At 73.3% G+C, this 18,772-nt stretch carries 17 protein-coding genes; 12 read left to right on the forward strand and 5 right to left on the reverse strand.

What is annotated here, in order from left to right:
- Positions 1–32 precede the first annotated feature (32 nt).
- From OG730_RS02160 to OG730_RS02200, 9 genes are all read left to right on the forward strand, one after another.
- On the forward strand, positions 33–716 hold the full coding sequence (locus OG730_RS02160) for a TetR/AcrR family transcriptional regulator (protein ID WP_327302503.1): 684 nt from the start codon (positions 33–35) through the stop codon (positions 714–716).
- Positions 713–1,453, forward strand: a complete 741-nt coding sequence (locus OG730_RS02165; protein ID WP_327302504.1) for an LmeA family phospholipid-binding protein — start codon at positions 713–715, stop codon at positions 1,451–1,453. Before OG730_RS02160 ends, OG730_RS02165 begins: the two co-directional genes overlap by 4 nt.
- A 113-nt stretch (positions 1,454–1,566) precedes the next feature.
- Positions 1,567–1,989 (forward strand): hypothetical protein, encoded by a 423-nt coding sequence (locus OG730_RS02170; protein ID WP_327302505.1) that lies wholly within the window; start codon positions 1,567–1,569, stop codon positions 1,987–1,989.
- Between the two features lie 120 nt (positions 1,990–2,109).
- Positions 2,110–2,520 (forward strand): SgcJ/EcaC family oxidoreductase, encoded by a 411-nt coding sequence (locus OG730_RS02175; RefSeq protein ID WP_327302506.1) that lies wholly within the window; start codon positions 2,110–2,112, stop codon positions 2,518–2,520.
- Positions 2,521–2,650: 130 nt separating this feature from the next.
- Positions 2,651–3,616: an ADP-ribosylglycohydrolase family protein gene (locus OG730_RS02180; RefSeq protein WP_327302507.1), complete on the forward strand. Its 966-nt coding sequence runs from the start codon at positions 2,651–2,653 to the stop codon at positions 3,614–3,616.
- Positions 3,617–3,632: 16 nt separating this feature from the next.
- Positions 3,633–4,391, forward strand: coding sequence for a class I SAM-dependent methyltransferase (locus tag OG730_RS02185; protein WP_327302508.1), 759 nt, complete (start codon positions 3,633–3,635; stop codon positions 4,389–4,391).
- Positions 4,392–4,470: 79 nt separating this feature from the next.
- The gene (locus OG730_RS02190) at positions 4,471–5,175 is read left to right on the forward strand and encodes a VanZ family protein (protein ID WP_327302509.1); all 705 of its coding nucleotides are present in this window, start codon (positions 4,471–4,473) and stop codon (positions 5,173–5,175) included.
- 63 nt (positions 5,176–5,238) lie between these two features.
- Entirely contained in the window at positions 5,239–5,925 is a 687-nt protein-coding gene (locus OG730_RS02195) for a response regulator transcription factor (protein WP_327302510.1), read from the forward strand.
- A 119-nt stretch (positions 5,926–6,044) separates the two neighbouring features.
- Positions 6,045–7,079, forward strand: a complete 1,035-nt coding sequence (locus OG730_RS02200; RefSeq protein WP_327309120.1) for a sensor histidine kinase — start codon at positions 6,045–6,047, stop codon at positions 7,077–7,079.
- A 226-nt stretch (positions 7,080–7,305) separates the two neighbouring features.
- On the opposite strand, the gene OG730_RS02205 is transcribed toward OG730_RS02200, so the two are convergent.
- Together OG730_RS02205 and OG730_RS02210 are read right to left on the reverse strand one after the other, a co-directional pair.
- Positions 7,306–7,761: a nuclear transport factor 2 family protein gene (locus OG730_RS02205; RefSeq protein WP_327302511.1), complete on the reverse strand. Its 456-nt coding sequence runs from the start codon at positions 7,759–7,761 to the stop codon at positions 7,306–7,308.
- A gap of 137 nt (positions 7,762–7,898) precedes the next feature.
- On the reverse strand, positions 7,899–9,281 hold the full coding sequence (locus tag OG730_RS02210; protein ID WP_327302512.1) for a D-alanyl-D-alanine carboxypeptidase family protein: 1,383 nt from the start codon (positions 9,279–9,281) through the stop codon (positions 7,899–7,901).
- Positions 9,282–10,750: 1,469 nt separating this feature from the next.
- Between OG730_RS02210 and OG730_RS02215 the strand changes: the two genes are divergently transcribed.
- Both OG730_RS02215 and OG730_RS02220 read left to right on the forward strand, forming a co-directional pair.
- Positions 10,751–11,239, forward strand: a complete 489-nt coding sequence (locus OG730_RS02215) for a peptidoglycan recognition protein family protein (RefSeq protein ID WP_327302513.1) — start codon at positions 10,751–10,753, stop codon at positions 11,237–11,239.
- A 135-nt stretch (positions 11,240–11,374) separates the two neighbouring features.
- Positions 11,375–11,812, forward strand: coding sequence for a glutaredoxin domain-containing protein (locus OG730_RS02220; RefSeq protein ID WP_327302514.1), 438 nt, complete (start codon positions 11,375–11,377; stop codon positions 11,810–11,812).
- A gap of 7 nt (positions 11,813–11,819) precedes the next feature.
- Here the strand turns inward: OG730_RS02220 and OG730_RS02225 are convergent, their stop codons facing one another.
- The gene (locus OG730_RS02225) at positions 11,820–13,502 is read right to left on the reverse strand and encodes a chloride channel protein (protein ID WP_327309121.1); all 1,683 of its coding nucleotides are present in this window, start codon (positions 13,500–13,502) and stop codon (positions 11,820–11,822) included.
- A 439-nt stretch (positions 13,503–13,941) separates the two neighbouring features.
- On the opposite strand from OG730_RS02225, the gene OG730_RS02230 reads away from it, so the two are divergent.
- Positions 13,942–15,288, forward strand: coding sequence for a cytochrome P450 (locus tag OG730_RS02230; RefSeq protein ID WP_327302515.1), 1,347 nt, complete (start codon positions 13,942–13,944; stop codon positions 15,286–15,288).
- Here OG730_RS02230 and OG730_RS02235 read toward each other — a convergent pair.
- Positions 15,260–16,009, reverse strand: coding sequence for a ZIP family metal transporter (locus OG730_RS02235; RefSeq protein WP_327302516.1), 750 nt, complete (start codon positions 16,007–16,009; stop codon positions 15,260–15,262). The two genes, OG730_RS02230 and OG730_RS02235, sit on opposite strands and share 29 nt — an antisense overlap.
- A gap of 144 nt (positions 16,010–16,153) precedes the next feature.
- Positions 16,154–18,748 (reverse strand): YfhO family protein, encoded by a 2,595-nt coding sequence (locus tag OG730_RS02240; protein WP_327302517.1) that lies wholly within the window; start codon positions 18,746–18,748, stop codon positions 16,154–16,156.
- Positions 18,749–18,772 lie beyond the last annotated feature (24 nt).

Genomic DNA, 18,772 nt, shown 5'->3' on the forward strand with positions numbered 1-18,772 from the left:
GACAGGGCTGACGCCATTGCTAGGCTTCGACGGTGAACCAAGATCCGGCCGCGCCCGTCTCCGCGCCCCCGCCCCGCTCCGAGCCGGAGGCGGCGACGTCCGAGCACGGCCTGCGCGAGCGGAAGAAGGAGCGGACGCGCACACTGCTGCGCGAGGGCGCCGCCGCACTGTTCGCCGAGCACGGTTTCGCGGGCACCACGGTCGCGGACATCGCCGCCTGCGCGAACGTCTCCGAGCGGACCTTCTTCCGCTACTTCGACAGCAAGGAAGCACTGCTCCTGCCCGACAGCGTCTACCTGTTCGCGCACGTCGAGGCCGAACTGGCCCGGCGCCCGTCACACGAGGACCCGCTCGACGCGGTCTGCAACGCCCTGATCTCCGCGGTGGCCCCGTTCGCCGCGTCCAGCCTCACCGCCCTGACCCATTCGGTGGCCATCGCGGGTGACGAGCGCGTGGTGGCCGCCCAACTCGTTCAGCTCTTCGCCGAGTTCGAGAACCGGCTCACGCTCATCGTGCTGAACCGGCTCCCCGCCGACACCCCCCAGGCCGACCTGCGCGCCGGGGTGATCGCGGGCGCCGCCCTGTCCGCCGTCCGCGCCGTCCTGCGCACCCAGCGCCGGCGCCGCGCGAACGGCACCCTCACCGACACCCCGCCCTCCGCCCTCCTGCTGGAGGCCTTCGGAATGCTGAAGCAGATCGGATCCGCCGCACCATGAAGCTCCGACGCACCCCGGCCCTGGTCGCGGCCGGCATGGCCACCGCCCTGATCGGCGCCTTCGCGGCCGACCTCGCGGTCGAACACACCGCCCAGGACCGCATCGCCCGGGCGGCGGGCTGTCACCTCCAGGCCCGCGGACCCGTCACCGCGGAGCTCTCCGGCACCTTCGCCGGACTCCGCGCACTGACCGGCCAGGTGGGCTCCGTACACCTGGCGGCCGAGGACGTACGACGCGCCGGCATGGACGTGGACGTCAAGGCCGATCTGTACGACGTCACGCGCGACGGCGGCATGAGCGGCGGCCGGGCGACGGTCACCATCCCCTACGAAGCCCTGCAGAAGCGCCTGGCCGACTCGGGGGAAGCCGCCGCGGGCGTCGAGGGCCTGAAGGTGGGCGGCGACGCGAAGGGGCTCACCCTCACCGGAACCGTGGGCGGTCTGGGCCTGCCCGTCACGGTGCACGCGAGCACCAGCACCACGGCCGGCGGCCTCACGATCACCCCGAACACGGTGACCGTACTGGGCCGCGAACTGCCGATAGCCACCGTGAGCGGGCTGCCCGGGGCGGGCGGCCTGGCCGAGCAGCTCGCACCCCGGACCGTGGAGGTCGGCGACCTGCCCGAGGGGGTCAGCCTCACCGGGGCCCGGACGACCGGCGCCGGTCTCACCCTGGACGCCTCCCTCGCGAAGTCCTTCACGCCGGACGCCGCCGGAGGCAGCTGCAAGTCGGCGTAGCGCGCTCCAGGATTTCCGGTTAGCAAATATCCCCACACGGCCAATCCCCCTACGCGAGCCCACGCACTCAACCAAAATTGACTTTACGGATTCTTTAACTTTACCCTCCAGTCATGCGCAAATCATCCCCCACCACCCTCCCCGCCCTCGCCCTGGCCTGCCTGGCGCTCGCCGCCGCCGGCTGCTCCGCCGCTACGACCGAGAAGGCCGTGGAGCAGGTCGACAAGGTGGTGGACGAGACCTATGAGGTCACCTACGAGGTCACCGGCAAGACCGTCGACTCCGTCTCCTTCCACGACGGAGGCGGCACGGCCACCGCGCCGAACCTCGTGACCGCCAAGGAGCCGGGCACCGCGTGGACGAAGACGGTCACGCTGCGCGGCATCATGCCCCCGGCGGTCTCCCCCAGCTCGATCGACAACACCGCCGACCTCACCTGCAAGGTCATCTACAAGGGCAAGGTCATCAAGGAGGCCAAGGGCGAGGCGGCCATGGCCGGCGGCTGCGTGACCGTGTCTCCGATCGCCCCCTCGTAGGCGATCCGCAGACGCTCCGTAGGCGCTCCGCAGGCGCCCCTTAGGCAATCCAGCCACCGGGACACTTCACGCCTCAACACGCTTGACCTCAACCGCGCTTGAGGCATGACCGTGATCCTCATGACCACGGAATCACCGTCCCGCGCGGCGGACATCGAAGCGATCGGCCGGCTCGTCGCCACCGTCGAGCACTCCCAGCGGACCAAGGACTCCGAGGAGTTCCTCGGGCTCTTCCACCCCGACGCGATCTGGACGACGGCCCACGGCAAGGTCCTCATCGGTCTCGAGGCCATCTCGGAGTTCACCCGCAAGGTGCTGCCCGCGGCGAACTGGGACGGCCAGGTCACCTACGAGGTGGTCCACGTGCTCTTCATCCGCCCCGACGTCGCGGCCGTCAAGGTCCGCCAGCGCTACGTCTCCCCGGGCGAGGAGAGCGAGGGCGCCCCCCTGTACGTCATCGCGAAGCAGCCGGACGACCGCTGGCTGCTGACCGCCTGCCAGAACACCGGGGTCGTCGTCGACGGGGCCTGAGGGGACTGGCCCCGAGGGGACGGGACCCGAGGGAGACGCACCCTCATGGGCTCGCGCTAATAGGCTCGCGCGCGGCAGCCTCGGACGGAGAGGATGGCCCGCCCAGTCCACCCCGTCCGAAGGACCTCTGATGAGCCGCCCGCCGTACGCCCCGTCCGCCCGCGCCTCCCTGGACGGGCTGGTGATGGGCGATGCCTTCGGCGACAGCTGGTTCACCCTCTCCGGCGAGAACGTCGAGGCGCAGTGGGCGGCCCGCGGGCTCCGGCCCGCCCCGTGGCGGTGGACGGACGACTCCGCCATGGCGTTCGTGCTCTTCGCCCACCTCACGGCTCACGGGGAGGTCCGACCCGGCGTTCTGGCGCGGGAGTTCGCCGCCGAGTACGCGCGGGATTCGGGGCGCAAGTACGGGGCCTCCATGCACGAGGTGCTGGAACGGATCGGCGCGGGCGAGGCCTGGCGGGACGTCACCGGCGAGCAGTTCGGCGGGCAGGGTTCCTACGGCAACGGCGCCGCGATGCGGGTCGCGCCGCTCGGGGCCTGGTTCGGGGGCGACCCGGAGGAGGCCGCCGCGCAGGCCCGGCTATCCGCGACTGCCACGCACGCCCATCCCGAGGCGGTCGCGGGCGCCGTCGCCGTGGCGGTGGCCGCCGCGCTGGCGGCGGCGAGCACGGGCCACGACGCTCCGGTCCGCGCGGAGTTCCTCCGGGAGGTCGCCGGGTACGTACCGGGCAGCGAGGTCGGCTCCGGACTGCGGGCCGCCGCCGGACTCCCCGCGGCCACACCGGTGGACCGTGCCGCGTCCGTACTGGGCTCGGGATGGCGGATCTCGGCCCCCGACACCGTGCCGTTCGCCCTGTGGTCCGCCGCGGGGCACCTGGACGACCTGCCGGAGGCCCTGTGGCAGACCGTCGGCGGCTGGGGCGACCGCGACACGACGTGCGCGATCGCGGGCGGGGTCGTAGCGGCGCGCACCGGCACCGGCGGCGTCCCGGCCGCCTGGCTCTCGGCCCGCGAAGCCGTCCCCACGTGGAGCGGATGGACACCGCCCGAGCAGCCGGCTCCCTCGCCTCAGCCTCTGTTCCGGCAGATCATGTGACTACTAGGCTGCCGCGATGGAACATGATCGGGATCAAGGTCTGAGTCAGGGCCAGGGCCAGGGTCTGAGTCAGGATCGGGCCAATCATTACGACGGCTTCGCGGAGGCGTACGCGGCGGAGAACGAGGGCGGCCTCGTGAACGCCTTCTACGAGCGGCCCGCGATGCTGGCCCTCGCGGCGGACGTTTCCGGCCGCCGGATCCTGGACGCGGGGTGCGGCTCGGGGCCCCTCACCGCGGCCCTGCGCGATCGCGGTGCGGTCGTCACCGGGCTCGACTCCAGCGCCGGCATGCTGGCGCTGGCCGGGCGGCGGCTCGGTGACGACGCGGACCTGCACCTGGTCGACCTGCGTGAGCGCCTGCCGTTCGCCGACGGCGCCTTCGACGACGTGGTCGCGTCGCTGGTGCTGCACTACCTGGAGGACTGGGGACCGACGCTGGCCGAGTTGCGGCGCGTCCTCAGGCCCGGCGGCCGTCTGATCGCGTCCGTGGACCACCCCTTCGTGGCCTACACGATCCAGGACCCCCGCCCCGACTACTTCGCGGCCGGCAGCTACTCCTTCGACTGGACCTTCAACGGGACGTCCGTCCCGATGAAGTTCTGGCGCAAGTCCCTGCACGCGATGACCGGGGCCTTCGCCGCCGCCGGGTTCCGGCTGTCCGTCATCAGCGAACCCCAGCCGGACCCGGCTGCCCGTGAGCTGTTCCCCGACGGCTTCCAGGACCTTGCGAGCGCACCCTGCTTCCTGTTCTTCGTCGTCGAGGCACCTCTGTAGCCGGCTCATCGCGGACCTATCGCGGGCGTATCGAAAATCGCATACGGCCTCGCAACGGCCCACCGACTCCCCTGGGAACATGAACCACAACGCATCCCCGTCGACACCGCCCCGCCGCACGCTCAGGGTCGTGCTCCTCGGCCTGGCGGCCCTCGGCGCGGCGAGCGTCCTGTACGTCATACGCGGGCCGCTCCTGATGTCCGCGCCGAGGTGCATGGCCGGGCAGTGGCACGGATGCTTCGACACGTTCAACGGCGTGGTCCTCATGACCCTCGTCGCCGTGCCGCCGGCCCTGCTGCTCGTGTGGGCCCTGGCGCGCCGCCGGCGTGCCGCGGGCTTCGCAGCGGCGTGGCGGATCCCGCTGGCCGAGGTCGGCATGGTGCTCGGGACGCTGCCGTTCGTGTGGATGACCATGATGCCGGGGTCCGGAGCCGGGATCGTTCCCGGCCGGTTCAGCCTGGTACCGCTGCGCGACCTCGTCACGATGGGGCCGCTCGGCATCGGCGGCAACCTGCTGGTCTTCGCCTCGCTGGGGTTCTTCGCCCCGATGCGGTGGGCGGCACTGGCCTCCGTGCCGAGGGTGCTGGCCCTCGGGGCGGGATGCTCGGTCCTGATCGAGGTGGCGCAGTACGTCCTGCGACTGGACCGGGTCTCCTCCGTGGACGACGTCCTCGTCAACGCCACCGGCGCCGCCCTGGCCGCGCTGGCTTCGCGCCGCTGGTGGCGTACCACGGCGCCGGACTGGTCGGACCGGCCCGAGCCCGTCCTGGCTCCGGCCGGCTGACGCGCGTACCCGATGCGCACCATGCATACGACGGCGATATGTCCCGGTGTTTAGGCTTCGGGCATGCGCGTACTGATCGTCGAGGACGAGCCCTACCTGGCCGAGGCCGTCCGTGACGGCCTGCGGCTGGAGGCGATCGCCGCCGACATCGCCGGCGACGGCGACACCGCCCTGGAACTGCTCGGCGTGAACTCCTACGACCTCGCGATCCTCGACCGTGACATCCCCGGCCCCTCCGGCGACGAGGTCGCGCGCCGCATCGTCGCCTCCGGCAGCGGCATCCCGATCCTCATGCTCACCGCTGCCGACCGGATCGACGACAAGGCGTCCGGGTTCGGGCTCGGCGCCGACGACTACCTCACCAAGCCGTTCGAGCTGCGGGAGCTCGTCCTGCGGCTGCGGGCGCTCGACCGCAGGCGCGCGTACGCCCGGCCCCCGGTCCGCGAGATCGCGGGCCTGCGGCTCGATCCCTTCCGGCGGGAGGTCTTCCGCGACGGACGCTACGTCGCGCTCACCCGCAAGCAGTTCGCCGTGCTGGAAGTCCTCGTCGCCGCCGAGGGCGGGGTCGTCAGCGCCGAAGACCTGCTGGAACGGGCCTGGGACGAGAACGCGGACCCCCTCACCAACGCCGTGCGCATCACCGTCTCGGCCCTGCGCAAACGGCTCGGCGAACCGTGGATCATCGCCACGGTGCCCGGCGTCGGCTACCGCATCGACACCCAGCCGGAGACCGGGAGCACCACCTCATGAACCAGGGCAGGAATCAGGTCGTGCACCGGGCTGTGCACCGGGCCGTGCACCGGGCCGCCAAGAGATCCCCTGGATGGAGCGTTCGCTCCAAACTCACCCTCAGCTACGCCGGGTTCCTCATGGTCGCCGGCGTCCTGCTGCTCGCGGCGGTGTGGCTGTTCCTCCTGCGCTACGTCCCCGACCGCGCGCTCATCGTGTCCGCCGAGGCCCCCACCCACGGCGTCTTCCCCATCCGGTCCAACCTCCTGCGCGTCTTCGCTCCGAGGGCGGCCGCGGTACTGGCGTTCCTGCTGGTGCTCGGCCTCGTGGGCGGGTGGATCCTCGCCGGACGGATGCTCGCGCCCCTCACCCGGATCACGGACGCGGCGCGGACGGCCGGAAACCGGTCGCTGTCCCACCGGATCCACATGACGGGCCGCCAGGACGAATTCCGTGAACTCTCCGACGCCTTCGACTCGATGCTCGAACAGCTGGAGTCCCACGTGGCCGAGCAGCAGCGGTTCGCGGCGAACGCCTCCCACGAGCTGCGCACCCCCCTGGCCATCTCCCGGACGCTCCTCGACGTGGCCCGCGAGGACCCGACCCTCGACCGGGGCGAGCTCATCGAACGCCTGCACGTCGTGAACGCGCGGGCGATCGACCTCACCGAGGCCCTCCTGCTGCTCAGCCACGGCGACCGCGCTGACTTCGCGCGCGAGGGCGTCGACCTCTCGCTCTTCGCCGAGGAAGCCGCCGAAACGCTGCTCCCCCTCGCCGAGCAGCGCCGCATCACCCTCGACGTCACCGGCGGGGCGGCCCGGACCGACGGCTCCGCGGAGCTCCTGCTTCGGATGGTGACGAACCTCGTCCAGAACGCCGTCGTCCACAACCTCCCCGCCGACGGGACCGTGACGGTCCACACCGAGGAGGACGGCGGCACGAGCGTGCTGCGGGTCGAGAACACGGGCCCCCGGCTCGCGCCGGAACTGGTCCCGACGCTCACCGAACCCTTCCGCCGCGCGACGGAACGCGTACGCACCGACGAGCACGCCGGCGCCGGCCTCGGCCTGGCCATCGTGCACAGCATCGTCCGCGCCCACGCCGGCACCCTCGACCTCGCCCCCCGCGCGGCGGGGGGTCTCGTGGTGACGGTCCGGCTCCCGGGCGCGCGCTAGGGCCTGTCGTCAAACTCCCGTCGTCGCCCGAAGGGCGGCCGCGCGGCGTCCGGTGCGTGCTCTCGGCGTGCCGGGCGGAAAGCCGCGTACTGGACGTACCCGGCCTTCCGCCCGGTGCGGCGAGAGCGCGTGCCGGACGCCGTGCGGCAGGCGGGAGTTTGACGACAGGCCCTAGGCGACGCCCGTAGGCCCGTACGTGGCTGAGGCCGACGAGTTCGCCGATGCCTCAGCGATCCTCGCCCGGTTCCTTCGTGTCGAACGCCTGGGCGACGGCAAGGCTGTCCTCGTAGACGTGGTGCCGGGTGACGAGGCCGTCCTCGACAGTGAGGTGCAAAGCGAACCGGGCGCGATAGGCGCGGCCGGTGGAGCGGGCGGTCTGACGGATCTCGCCGAGCACGACCGCGTCGTTTCCGTCAATGAGGACGCGCTCGATCTCGGTCGCCGCCTGCCCGGGCACGTGGTGCTCGGCGAGTTCGCGGAAGTGAGCGGCGGCATCGGCACGGGTGGCACGGTGGCGGATCCACGGGGTGGCGGGCCGACCGTGCTCGGCCTCCGGCCAGTCCAGCTTCCAGTCGCCCCGTTCGGCATACATCTCGGCGATGCGCTCGGGATCGCCCTCGCCGATCCGGCGCAACAGCTCCTCCAGCACGGCGCGGGTGGTTGCGGGTACGGCTGTGGACACGACTCATCACTCCGATCCGGCATCCGCGTCCGGCTGACGCGGCGAGATCAGCATTCTGACCAGTGCCGACCGCTCCGTGCCATTACCTCCCGGGTAATGGCACGGAGCACAAGGACCCGCCTTCGCAACAGGCGGCCCTAGCCGAGGCGGAGGAGTTTCGCGCCGAAGGACGGTTCGGACAGGTCCGTCTGGAGGGCCACGGGGACCGTCGGCGCGCCCGGGCCGGTGCCGATGGTCAGGGTCCCGATCTCGGTGCCGGCCGGCGCGTGCGCGGGGAGGCCGTCGCCGCCGACGGCCAGGCTGAGAGCGAGCTGCTGGCCCGGCACGGCTACGGCGGCCGTGTCGCGGGTGGCCACCACCGGGGTCCGGGTCCCGAGCCCGTCGTCCACGTAGCCGACGACCTGGCCCTTCTTGATCGCGCCGGCCGGGGTCAGTGCCGCGCGGACGGCCTCGATGACCTTCTTGCTGTTCTGCTTGACCAGTTTCAGGCTGTTGGCGCCGTCGGGGTCGGCGCCGGTGACGTGCTGGTCGAGCATCGTGCCGAGGATCAGCGGGGTCTTGTCGCCCACCGTCTTGTACGCCGCCCACATCAGCGCGCCGCCGGCCGCCGAACTGGAGCCGGTCTTGATGCCGCTGACGCTGAGTTCGTCGATGAGCAGGTCGCCGTTGTTGTTGATGAGCGGCTCGCTCAGGCCGGGAACGGTCGCCTGGGGCAGCCTGACGATCGCCCGGAACGCGTCGGACTTCATGACCTCCTCGGCCAGTTTCAGCTGATCGGCGGCGGTGCTCACGGTCTTGGCGTCGAGCCCGCTCGGGTCGGTGTACGTGGTGGAGGTCATGCCGAGCGCCTTGGCCTCGGCGTTCATCCTCTCCACGAACGCGGCCTCGGAGTCGCTTCCGGTGTCCCAACGGGCCAGCAGGCGGGCGATGTTGTTGCCCGAGGGGATCATCAGCATCTTCAGCATGTTCTGCTGGGAGAAGCGGGTGCCGGCCGTCAGACCCTCGATGCGCGATTCGCTCTTCGAGGCACCCTCCGCGACGGCCTTGGCGTCGACCTCGATCCGCGGGCCGTCCTCGCCCTTCTTCAGCGGGTGGTCCTTGAGGATCACGTAGGCCGTCATGACCTTGGCGACGCTGGCCGTGGGCACGGGCTTCTGCTCCCCGAACGTCCCGACGTCGCCCGCGCCGCCGACCCGTACGGCGGCCTGGCCCTTCTCCGGCCAGGGCACCTCGAAACGGCCGTCGAGGGTGACGGAGGTCGCGGCGCCCCCACTGGTGAGGACGGCGTCGGGCAGCGGCCGCAGCGCCTGTACGACGGCCAGTACGGCGACCAGCAGGAGCAGCGGCGGCACCCAGATCCGGACCCGGCGGGCCACGGTCCGGGCGGGGGTCGCGGGCGGCGGCGGGGTATTGGTCAGCTCCGCGAGCAGACCGAGCGCGGGCAGCGGCTGCTCGGTGGTCCCCTCGGGGACGGAACCGTCCCCCTGCGCGGGGGCGAGGCCCCGGACCCTGCCTGCCACCGAATCCGCCCCCGGAGCCGGGGTGGTCCCCAGGACGGGCCCGACCCCCGGAGTCCTTTCCCGAACCGGAGCCCGTCCCGGAACCTGAGCAGTCTCCTGCACGGGGTCACCACCCGGTGCCCGGCCCGGGGTCGGGGCGGTCCTCGCGGGCGGAACGGTCCCCGAAGCCGGGGCGTCCGCTGCCGCCGGCACGGCGGGGGCCCGCCGCACAGGTAGGGGCGCAGACCCTGGCGCCAACGCCCATTTCGGCACCGGCGCCGACGCCGACGCCGACGCCGACGCCGGGGGAGCCTCGTCCAGCGGCTTGAGCGCGATGAACTTGCTCGTCTTCTCAGAGTCCGACTCAGGAGGGAGAACAGGCCGACCGGCACCGGGACCGCCGGTCGGCATCGCGTCCGCCCCGGGAACGGCCCCCGGCCACGAGTCGGGGCCAGGCACGGCCGCGTCCCCAAGCGCGGACGCGGGCCCGACCCCGGGACTGGATTCGGGAGCCGACGGGGTCGCGGCTTCGGCGGTGGAGGCGGGCCCGGGTTCGGATTCGGGAGCGGACGCGGTCTGAGGCCCGGCCGCGGGGTCGGCCTCAGGTTCAGGAGCCGACGCAGCCTCAGGTTCGGTAGCAGGCTCGGGCTCGGCCTCGGCCTCGGCCTCGGGCTCGGGCTCGGCCTCGGGCTCGGGCTCGGCCTCGGCCTCGGGCGAATGCGCAGCGTCGGCCACCGACACCGGCGCGGCCACGGATCCAGCCGCGGGTTCGGACCCGGGCGTCGGTTCGGAAGGGGCCGCAGGACCAGCATCGGGCGCAGTCGTCGCCACGGGGTCCGCCTCCGGCGCCCGCACGGTGCGCGGGTCCGGAATCGGCGCGGGCTCTCGGCCTGGCCGGGGGGCGGGAGTCGGCGCGGGCGCCCGGCCCGGTCGGGGGGCGGGGGGCGGTGTCTGCGCATCGTGCGGCCCCGGCGTCCTCGCCGGGTGCTCGTCCCTCGTCGCGCCGGGCGTCTCGCCCTCCACCGGTACCGCCGTCATGCCGTACACCGCCTTGGTCGTGCCGTTCTGGATCAGACGCCAGTCTCCGTGCCGCATATGCGCAGGTGATGCGCACGGGATGACCAATTGGTCACAATCCGTCCGGCCGGGCCGGCCCGGGGACCGTATCCGTCGTCGAACGGTCATCAAACGATCACGCCCCCCTCATGAGCGCCCCGTTGAATCGCCGTTCCCCCACGCGAAGCACCACCCGGAACCGGACATCGCTCATGCACCCCAGTCACCCCCACCCCCGCCCCCATCCCCCGCCTCCGTCGAGGCGGCGCCTGCTCGCCGGCGGCGGGGCCGTGTTCCTCGCCGCGACCGCCGGTTCCCTGGTGGCCGCCGCCCGGTCCGGCGGAGCCGGAGGGGCCGGGGACGACCGTGGCCGGGGGGCGGGACAGCCCCCAGCTTCGGCCACCGCCTCCCCCGCTTCCGGGTGGATGCCCGGGGTGGCGAAGATCCCGCTGGAGCGCAACTTCGTCCACGGCGACCGCGACGCGCAGCGCGGGCTCGTGCTCCATGTCCAGGAGGGCGAGGGCTCTTTGTACGAGCGGTTCAACACCCCCGGGATCAAGACCTCCTCGCACTTCTGGGTTTCCCGGGACGGGGAGACGGAGCAGTACGTGTCCGTACTGGACCGGGCCTGGGCGCAGGTGGACGGCAACGGGGGCTGGGCCTCGGTCGAGACCTCCGGTTTCGCCACCCGGCCGCTCACCGAGGCGCAGGTCGAAGCCGTGGCCCGCGTCTACGCCTGGGGCGCGGGCGCCCACGGCTGGCCGCCGGCCGTCAGCGAACGGCCGGATCAGCCCGGTCTGGGCGTCCACGCCATGGGTGGCGCCGCGTGGGGAGGCCACGCGTGCCCCGGCGGCCTCCGTTCCGGCCAGCGCACCGAGATCATCCGCCGGGTGCTCGAACTCCTGCCGCCCGCTGGGGAGTGAGCCGCCACGATCTCGTGCGGGAGCGCCCATAGGCGTGTCCTCCCGGCCAACCTCCCGGCCCGCCTTCCGGCCAACCTCCCGGCCGGGGCGACCCGGTTCGAGGAACGCTCCGCCTCCTCGGTAGCCTGCGTGACCATGACACGTGCCTGGAAGTTGCCCCTGCTGCTCCTGGTCTGCGGCTCCGCCTTCGCGGCGGGGTCGGTGTTCACGGGCAGCCCCGCCACCGCCGCCGTGCTCCTGCTGATGTTCCTGGTGCTCGCGGGCGTGCACTCGCCCCTCGTCTTCCCGAGGCCGATCACGCTGCTGGAGGCACGGCGCCGCAGCGCGGCCGACGGCCGGCCGGTCGTCCTGTGGCGGCCCGGATGCCAGTACTGCATACGGCTGCGCGTCCGGCTCGGCCGCAACGCCGGCCAACTGCACTGGGTCGACATCTGGCGCGACCCGGCGGGGGCCGAGGCGGCACGTGAGGCCAACGACGGCAACGAGACCGTACCCACGGTCATCGTGGCCGGCCGGCCCCACACCAACCCCGATCCCGCATGGGTGCGCTCCCAGCTCTCCCCGACCGTCTGATCCGGGGTCAGGGGGCGGGCTGGGAAGGCGGGTACAGGGCCAGCAGGGCCGAGCGGTGGGAGACCCAGCCCAGGAGGCGGAGCCGTTCCTCGTCCAGGACCGGGAGGCCGTCGCCCTCGCTCGCCGCGAGCAGCGGCAGTGCCTCCTGGAGGGACTGGCCGGCGAGCAGGGCCGGCGGGTGGTCCCGTACCGTCTCGACGGGCGTGTGCTCCGAGAGTCCCGCGTGCAGGGCCCGGGAGAGGGCGAGCGCGCCGACCGAACCCGCGTAGTGGCCGTGCCGGTCGACCAGCGGCAGGCGCTCGGCGCCCGCCTCGATCATCGCCGTGATCGCCTCGCGCAGGCCGGTGCCGGGCGCGAGCGCGGGCGGTGGCGGTCCCATGGCGGTCCGGACCTCGACGGCGGCCGGGCCGGTCAGGTCCAGGTCCACCCCGCGGCGGCGGAGTTTGGCCGTGTAGACGGTGTCCCGGCTGAGCGCGTGGCTGACCCCGGTGGCGACGGCGACGGCGACCATCAGGGGCAGGATGATGCCGTACTCGCCGGTCAGTTCGTAGATGATGACGACGGCGGTGATCGGCGCGCGGGCGGAGCCCGCGAAGACCGCGCCCATCCCGATGACGGCGTAGGTGGTGGCCGAGCCGGTCACTCCGGGGGCGAGGCCGTCCATCGTCTGCCCGAAGGCGCTGCCGAGCATGGCGCCGATGAAGAGGCTGGGGGCGAAGACGCCGCCCGAGCCGCCGATCCCGATGGTGACGCTGCACGCGATGATCTTGCCGACGAGCAGGACGAGCAGGAATCCGATCGCGTACCCGCCCACCGCCGCCTTGCCGAGGACCGGGTAGCCGACCCCGTACATCTCGGGCAGGGCCAGCAGGATCGCGCCCAGCACGATGCCGCCGGCGGCCGGGCGGAGCCATTCCGGGCGGCCGCGCCAGACGGCGTCGCAGAGGTCTTCCACCCCGTAGAGCACCTTGCTGAAGAGCACACCCACGGCTCCGGCCACCGCTCCGAGCAGGATGTACAGGGCGTACGCGGCGAGGTGACCGGCGCTTACCGGCACCAGGTCCAGGAACCGCTGGTCGCCGAGGGCCGCGCGTCCGATCACGCTGGCGGTGACCGAGGAGACGGCCACCAGGCCGAAGGCGCGGGCCGTGAAATCGCGCAGGATCAGTTCCATCGCGAAGAAGACGCCGGCCAGGGGGGCGTTGAAGGTGGCGGCGATGCCACCGGCCGCGCCGCAGGCGACCAGCAGCCGCATCCGTTCCTCGCGCATGCGCAGGAGGGCTCCGGCGGTGGAGCCGAGGGCGGCCCCGATCTGGACGATGGGGCCTTCGCGGCCCACGGAGCCGCCGCCGCCGATGCAGAGCGCGGACGCGAGCGATTTCACCACCGCGACCCGGGGCGGGATCCGGCCACCCTGGCGGGCGACCGCGTACATCACCTCGGGAACCCCGTGGCCGCGCGCCTCCTTGGCGTAGCGGTAGACGAGCGGTCCGTAGAGCGCGCCCGCGACCACGGGCGCGAGCAGCACGAAGTACGGTCCGAGCCAGGGCACGTACGGGTTGTCGGCGTGGCCTGCGGCGGAGTAGTCGTCGTGGCCGGACAGCGCCTTGGTGAAGACCTCGATCAGCCAGCGGAAGGCCACCGCGCCCAGTCCCGCTCCGGCGCCCACGAGGACCGCGGGCAGCAGCATCGCGGCCTGGGTGCGGTTCAGCGCGTCCCGTGCCGCGTCCGCCGGGAACGAGTACGAGAACGGACCCATCGTCACTCCTCAGGAACCGTTCCACTGCCGATCGCGCGTCCCGGCCCCTGACCACGATCCCCCGGACCCCCATCCAACGGGCCGCCTCCCGCCGGGCCCCGGAGGCGGGCCGCAGGTACACCCGCCCGGCGTAGGGCCTGCCGCCGCGGACCGGGTACGGACGGTGCGCGGTGCCCGGCCGGACGCTGTGCCGCACCCCGCCGGACCGCGCTCAGCGCCCAGCCGGACCGCGCTCCGCGCCTGGCCGAAGGCCGACCCCCGCCCGTTCCCGGTCCCGTACAGTCCGTGCTGCCGCCGGCCGGGCGCGGGCGGAACCCGGCGGAACGCAGCCGGCCGGCGAACGGCCGAACGGACGAACAGGGGAACACCGATGGCCATCGAAGCCGGTCCCGTGGGCCGCCTCAGTCCCCCGGTCCCCGTCCTGGATCCCGCCGTCGTGGCGCGGTGGAGCGCGGGAGGAGGCCAGCTCGTGGAGCTGCTGGCCGAGGTCTGCGGACGGCTCGGCGGGGTCGGCGCGTTCCGGCTCGGGGGTCGCGAGGCCGGGCCCGGCGATCGGCCGACCGTGCTGGTCACCGGGCCGGGGGCGATCCAGCAGGTGCTGGCCCTGTATCCGCAGCGCTACGTCAAGCGTTCGCACCGCGCCCGGCCGCTGGTCGGGGAGGGCGTGCTCTCCGCGACCGGCGAGGCGTGGAAGCGGCAACGGCGGCTCCTGCAGTCGCAGTTCACGGGGACCGGGATGCGCCGCTACGAGCAGCGGATCGCCGGGGCCGCGCGGACGGCCGCCGGGCGCTGGGCCGCGTACGCCCGTACCGGGGAGGTCTTCGACGTCGGCGAGGAGATGCGGCGCTTCGCCCTCGACACCATCTGGCGCTCCCTGACCGGTCATCCGCTGGACGCGGACACCGACCGCGAACTGGGCGCGGTCGCGGCCGTGGTGGCGGCGCTGCCGACGCTGCCCGCCGATTCCGCCGGCGCCGGGGAGGCGGTCGCCGCCGATCTGGCCAGGATCGACGCCGTGGCCCACCACGCCATCGCCGCCGCCCGCCGGGGCCGCGCGGGCCCCGACGGGCCCGGGCTGCTCCACCTGCTGGTGGAGGCGTCCGCCGAGCGGCCCGAGTACACCGACGGGCTGATCCGCGACGAGCTGGTCACGCTGCTGGTCGCCGGGCACGAGACCACGGCCACCACCCTGACCTGGCTGTACTTGCTCCTCGACCGCCACCCCGAGGCCCGCGCCCGGGCCCTCGCGGCCGGCCCCGCGGGCTCGGCCGAGCGCCGCGAGGCGATCCAGGCCCTGGTCAGCGAGACGCTGCGGCTGTACCCGTCCGCCTGGATCCTGCCCCGGCACGCCGTCGAGGACGACGTCCTGGGCGGCTTCGCCGTCGAGGCGGGCACCGACGTGGTCGTCTGCCCCTACCTCGCGCACCGCGACCCCGTGCTGTGGCCCGATCCCGAGCGCTTCGACCCGCTGCGCTTCACCGTTCCGGGCGGGCGACCGTCCGTCCCGGGCGGGTACGTGCCCTTCGGCATCGGCCCCCGCGCCTGCCTCGGGCTGCAGTTCGCGCTGCGCGAGTCGGTCGTGCTGCTGGAGCACCTGCTGCCGGACCGTGTGCCGGCCTTCCGGTCCGTCCCGGACAGGGCCGCCTACAGCATCACGGTCCGGCCGGACGGTCCGACGCCGGCCACGCTCACAGCTCGCCCAGACCCAGGGCGGTGAGGAAGCCCGCCACCATGACCAGCCCGGTGGCGAGGTGGGCGTCCTCCTGTGCCTCCGGGAGCATGGTGTCGGCGATCATCGCGAGGATGGCGCCGGCCGCGAAGGCCGTGACCGCGGCGAGGGCCTGCGGCGGGGCGTCACCGAGCAGGGCGTTGCCGAGCAGCGCGGCCGCGCCGCTGAGGAGGGCGATCCCGCCCCAGAGCCCGAAGACATAACCCCGGCCGCGGCCCGCGGTGCGCATGCCGGCGGCGCTGGCCATGCCTTCGGGGACGTTGCTGATGAAGACGGCGCCGATCGTGGCCAGTCCGACGGATCCGCCGCCGAGCAGGCTCGCGCCGATCACCACGGACTCGGGCACCCCGTCGAGGACGGCTCCCATCGCGATGGCGCTGCCCGAGCCGGGCTGCTGCTCCTCGGAGGGCTGGTGGCCGCCCGAGCGTTTGCGGTGCCGGCCGCCGCGCCGGGCCAGCAGCGCGTTGCCCGCGCTGTAGACGGCCGCGCCCGCGGCCGTGCCGAGCGCGGTGGGGAGCAGGCCGCCCGTCTCGTGGGCCTCGGCGATCAGGTCGTAGGAGACCGCCGCGATGAGCACGCCGGAGCCGAACGCCATGATCAGGGCGATCAGCCGGCGCGGCACCGCGAAGAAGGTGCCGAGGGCCGCGCCCGCCAGCAGGGCGCTGCCGGCGAGGAGCCCCCAGGCACCGGCCACGAGTGCGTCGTACACGCTGCGCTTCCTTCCCCTGATGCCGTTGATTCCGTTGATTCCATTGAATCGGTGGAATCGGTGGAATCGGTGATCCAGGACGACGCGCTCATTGTTCCCTTTGTTCCCCTCGGCCCCGGCGGGACGGGCCGGTGGTGACCGGGATCACCGCCGGCGGGACCGCCAACGCGCGCCGCCCATGACGCCCACGATGAGCAGCAGGCCCGCCGCGGCGGCGCCCAGGCCGGGCCGGAGCCCTTCGGGGGTGTACGAGCACGACACCCGGTCGGCGCCGCCGGACCCCAGGGGGATGCCGAGCAGGCCGTGGTAAGAGATCGGGGCGCGGGCCGGGCCGCCGTCCACCGAGCACGTCCAGCCCGGGGAGGCCGTGGTGGCCAGCACCGCGGTGCCGGTCGAGCCCTTGGGGAGCCGGGCCTCGACGGAGTGCCCGCCGGCCGTGACCTCGGTGGCCCCGCCGGACTTCAGCCCGGTCACGGCCGCGTCGAAGGCGGCCTGGTCGAGGCAGCCCAGCGCGTCGGGCGGCAGGACCTGGCCGTCCTTGGGGGTGCGCACGGAGAAGGTGAAGCGGCCGTCGGCTCCCGCCTTGCCCAGTTCCTTGATCGGAGCGCTGACCGCGGGAGGCCTGGCGGAGAAGCTGTCGCGGCGGCCGGTGCCTTCGGCCCGGGCGGTCGCGTTCAGGTCGGGTGCGTAGACGAAGGCTCGTGCGCCGGGGGTGCACTTCCCGGTGAAGGTGGCCCAGCTCTCCGGGCCCTCGCCCGTGCCCTTGGTCAGGGGGAAGCCCTTTCCGGGCGCCGGGACGGACGCGGCCGGAGCTCCGACGCGGGTCAGCGGGGGCACGGTGTAGACCTTGGCGCCGAGGGCGGCCTGGCGCCGGGCCCAGATGGAGCCTTCGGGGGCCCCGTAGGCCTGGTCGCTGCCGGTGGCGCGCAAGGTGACCAGCGGCGGGGCGGGCAGGGTGCGCACGGTGACGTCGTCCGCGCCGGCCGGTTCGAGGACGGTGCCGACGCCGAGCAGGGCCCGCAGGACCGGGTCGTTCGCGGGCCACAGGTGGCGGCCGCCCATGCCCTGGCCGAGGCCGAGGCCGCGCAGGGCGGTCGCGGTCTCCACGCTGACGTAGCTGCTGTAGTAGGAGCCGCCCTGGCCGCCGACCAGCATCGCGTCGTTGTTGGTGACGAAGATCCCGGGTCCGGCGTCGGCGCGGGTGGCGGGCCAGTTCCGGTGTGCGTCCAGGGCCTCCTGCGCGCTCCGGCCGAGCTCGGTCATCGTCTGGGGGCGGCTGGGGCCGCGGCGGCGGGGGTCGTTGGCGACGGCGTTGCCGTAGACGGTGTACGTGGTGCCGGCGAAGACGGAGAAGGCCAGCAGCAGCATGACCCCGATGCGCAGGGGGCGGCGCAGCCCGCGCGCGTAGAAGAGCAGCAGGACGGCGGTGACGGCGCCGCCGATCAGGACGCCCTTGAGGGCGTGCCGGTTGACCGCCGGGTAGTCGTAGGTGGCCGCGACGAGCAGGGCCAGCAGGCCGGCGCCGCCGAGCAGAGCCCGGGGGCGGGGCATGTGGGCGAGGCAGATCCAGGCGGCCATCGCCAGCATGCCGCTGAACACGAAGGACTCGCGGAAGGGGGCGCCGTGCGGGAGGGCCCCGCCCTGCCAGAGCTTGGCGGTCGGGACGAGGACGAAGGAGAGCCCGGTCAGCACGATGAGCGAGAGCCAGGCGAGGCGTTCGCGGACGTGCACCTTCGACTGGAAGGGCAGGGTCAGGACGAGGAGGAGGACGAGCACCCCGGCGTAGACGTTCGGTGCCGGCGTGAGGGGGTGGGTCCCCGGTATGAGCATCGACAGGAAGGTCAGCGGGTCGGTCTTCACGCTGACCACGTACAGCTCGGTGGGCTGGGCCCGCTTGTTGGCGAGGGCGCACACCAGGATGGCGGGGGCGGCGAGGAGCAAGCCGGTGCCGGTCATGGTGGCGGCCCGCCACAGCGCCCGGCCGCGGGTGCGCCAGTCGGTGTCGGCGAGCAGGAGCCGTACGAGGAAGACGAGCGCGGTGGCCATGGTGGCCATGGCGGCGGTGTAGAAGTTGGCGTACCAGCAGAGGGCGAAGAGGAGGCTGCCGAGCACCCAGCGGCGGCCGGTCAGACACCAGTCGGCGGCTATGCCCAGCATCGGTATCGCGACCAGGCCCCAGGTCCACATCGGGACGATGGTGCCCTCGGTGACTCCCCAGCCGCAGACGGCGTAGCCGACGGCGATCAGGCAGCGCAGCCAGGGCGAGCCTGGGCGCAGGCGCCCCAGGTACACGGTCATCAGCGCGGCGGCGAGGCCGATGCTGCAGAGGCTGACGAGGTAGACGGAGAGTTCCGCGTGCTCCCGCGGCAGGAGGCCGGCCAGCAGGGAGAACGGATTGCCGAGATAGGTGAAGAAGTCGCCGAGGAATCCGACGCCGTACCCGCTCTGCCAGTTGAACAGGAGGTCGCCCTGGGCGTTGCCGTGCAGAAGGTCCCAGAGATGGGTGTGGAAGGGGACGTACTGGTGGCGCAGGTCGTTGGTGGCGCGCGGGATCTCTCCGAAGGGATACACACCGCGTGCCGCCAGGCCGGCGCTGTAGGCCCCCATGGATATGAGTGCGGCGACGAGAGCGGAGAGGAATGCGATATTCCGCTTGACCCCGCCGACCTGGGCCTCGACCTCTCTGCGACGTCCCGTCGAGAGGGGTTTTCCAGCGGGCGGCAGCGAAGTGGCGGTCATATGTGGCAAACCCTCGTGCGTGAA

The organism is Streptomyces sp. NBC_01298 (assembly GCF_035978755.1).
Lineage (GTDB): Bacteria > Actinomycetota > Actinomycetes > Streptomycetales > Streptomycetaceae > Streptomyces.